Source organism: Longimonas sp. (assembly GCF_046498435.1).
Lineage (GTDB): Bacteria > Bacteroidota > Rhodothermia > Rhodothermales > Salinibacteraceae > Longimonas.
This window is the reverse complement of the sequence record NZ_JAWOAR010000289.1, coordinates 1-2,811: the sequence shown is the minus strand read 5'-3', so window position 1 is coordinate 2,811 and position 2,811 is coordinate 1. Positions and strand designations below refer to the sequence as shown.

Sequence of the window (2,811 nt, the reverse complement as noted above, 5' to 3'; positions counted from 1 at the left end):
GAGCCCTCGGGCATGCTGCACCTCCTTTGCGGCCTGTTTATATATACATTATTATCGGCAGAGAAAAATGCGGAAGTCAAACGATCCCATGGCGTACCCCGGTGAGACGGGGTAAAATCCCAGAAAATCAATGACTAGTGGGATTCCGCTCACTGCCGAGCAGGCGGAGCTATGAAGCGCGCTTCGTTATTGCAATAACGCGGAATTCCGCTCAATCACTGTTGAACTAAACCGCTTCGCGGTAGCGGCCGTAGAGTAGGGTGAGAACGTCATCGGACGGATACTCCTCATTGACCCATTTGGGTTGAGAGCAGGAGTAGCGACGATGACGATTCTCCGAGACAAGATGATCCGAGCCATGCAGCAGCGTGGCTATTCCCCGCGCACGCAGAGCTGCTACTTGGCAGCGGTAGTCCAACTCAGCCGTTACTTCCGGCGCTCGCCCGATGCGCTGGGCATCGGTGAGTTGCAGCGCTATTGCAACTACCTGGTGCAGGAGCGCGATCTCGCGCCGGCGAGCTGCCGCCAGCAGTATCACGGTATCCGGTTTTTCTACCTGCAGGTCCTACAGTGGCCGGCGTGTGATCTTACGCTGGTGATTCCGAAGTGTCCGCAACGGATACCGGCGTTGCTCACGCGCGATGATGTGCGCCGGATCCTGCAGGCGTGCAGCAACGACCGTCATCGCATGATGTTGGAGCTTTGCTACGGCTGTGGCTTGCGGGTCAGTGAAGTCACGCGCCTGCGTGTGTCGGACATCGACGGCGAGCGCAGCCAACTTCGTATTGAGCAGGGCAAAGGGGCACGCGATCGGATCGTCGTCCTGGCGCCGACGTTGCTGCAGCGCCTGCGTGGGTACTGGCGCGATCACCGCCCGCGCGGCTGGTTGTTTCCGCGGGCGACGGATGCCCGTGAGCCGATCGGGGTGACGACGCCGCAAAAAGCGTACCGCGCGGCCAAGCGCAAGGCGGGCGTCAGCCGCGCCGGCGGCATCCACGGCCTGCGCCATGCCTACGCCACGCACATGCTCGAGCACGGTGTACCGGTGCATCAGTTGCAGCGCCTGCTCGGCCACCGCAGTCTGCAATCGACGCTGCACTATCTACACTGGCTGCCCGGTGAATACAGCGGCACCGGCACGGTCGCCGACCTGATGGCCGGATTGGCGGTGCGCGATGACTGAGCCGGCCACCCTACAGCACGCCTTGTACCGCTTTCTCGACCCATGCGGCCTGGATGGACAGCGCCAGCGCGTGTGCAGCCACTTGCTCGGTTGTCGCACCGAAGCGATGGGCGGCTGGTCCCTGCAGTGCAGCGACTGCGACTACAGCCAGACGCATTACTTCGGCTGCCGCGACCGTCACTGCCCGCAGTGCCAGGGCCGGGCGATGCGCCAGTGGGCCGAACGCCGCCATCACGACATCCTGCCCGTGCCCTACTACCACGTCGTATTCACCTTGCCCCATGAGCTCAACGCCTGGATCCAGCTCCACCCCGAAGTCATCCACCGCCTGTTGTTCCACAGCGCCTGGGCGACGCTCGACGCCTTCGGGCGTGATCCCAAGCGCCTCAACGGCCAGATGGGCATGACCGCGGTGCTGCATACCTGGGGCCAGAACCTGAGTCAGCATGTGCACCTGCACTGCCTGGTCCCCGGTGGTGCCCTGGGCGACGACGGGCATTGGCGCTGCGCGCGCAGCAATTACCTGTTCCCCGTGCGCGCGCTATCGCGCCACTTCCGGGGGCGCATGGTCGGCGCCCTGCGGGCCGCGGCTGATGCCGGCGAGCTCCATCGGGTAACGCGAACGGGCGAAGTCGCAGCCCTGCTCAAAGGCCTGATGGCCCACGAGTGGGTCGTCTACACCAAGAACTGCCTGCAGCACACGGCGACCGTGGTCGACTACTTGGCGCGCTATACGCGGCGCATCGCCATCAGCAACGCCCGCATTGAGGCCGTCGACGACCACGGCGTGACCCTATGCTACAAGGACTACCGCCACGGCGGCCGCAACCGCACGATGACGCTCGACGGCGCCGAGTTCGTGCGCCGCTTCCTGCTGCATGTGCTGCCCAAGGGCCTGATGCGGGTGCGCCACTACGGCTTACTGGCCAACCGCTGCCGCCGGCGCCGGCTGGCACAGATCCGTCAGGCACTGGCGGTGGCCGAGCCCGAAGCCAACAGCGACGACATCCACCACGCCCCGGCCCTCGTGTCGTGCCCGCACTGCCGCGACACCGTGCTCCAGATCCGCGCAATCATCCCACCGCGCATGCGGCCCACACGTCCACCGAACCAGCGTCGACGGATGCGATTCCGATCCTGACGATCACCGCAACCCCGACCAATGCACCACAGAACGAACGCCCATAACCGGCGTTGACGCACGCCCTCGTGCCCGACCATGGATCTCGCCGTCCACGCGCGCTACATTGGCGCCATAGACGCCAAAAAGGACCGCAGCGATGGCGTACAGTAGCCCCGTTGACGCCCCCGCGAGCACCGCCAGCGAGTGCCCGGACCGCCCGCGAGCGACCCCACGCAATACAATCCCCTATTTGAACGTGTCGTGATCCCGATGGGCGGTTCCGTTCAACCGGCATTTCTGCGCCATGCTGCGCACAGCGAAGAAATGCTTCACTGTTAAGAATAGTCCAAAGATCATGGAATGTTATGGAAGTTCTAGCTCTAAAAATAATCTATTTCGCGAGTACCCCATTCAGCCCGACGCCGTGGGCCGCCGCGTGCAGACCAAGCACCGAGAGGAGGTCGTCGTGGACCCCACCGACTTTGCCGTCTACGTCGTCGAGTAG

Annotated in this window: 2 protein-coding genes; both read left to right on the top strand. The window is 63.8% G+C overall.

The window, feature by feature from the left end; all coding sequences use genetic code 11:
- Positions 1-325: 325 nt before the first annotated feature.
- Positions 326-1,183: a tyrosine-type recombinase/integrase gene (locus R6U20_RS11245; RefSeq protein WP_410337953.1), complete on the top strand. Its 858-nt coding sequence runs from the start codon at positions 326-328 to the stop codon at positions 1,181-1,183.
- Between the two features lie 22 nt (positions 1,184-1,205).
- On the top strand, positions 1,206-2,324 hold the full coding sequence (locus R6U20_RS11240) for an IS91 family transposase (RefSeq protein WP_410337952.1): 1,119 nt from the start codon (positions 1,206-1,208) through the stop codon (positions 2,322-2,324).
- The last annotated feature ends 487 nt before the right edge of the window (positions 2,325-2,811 follow it).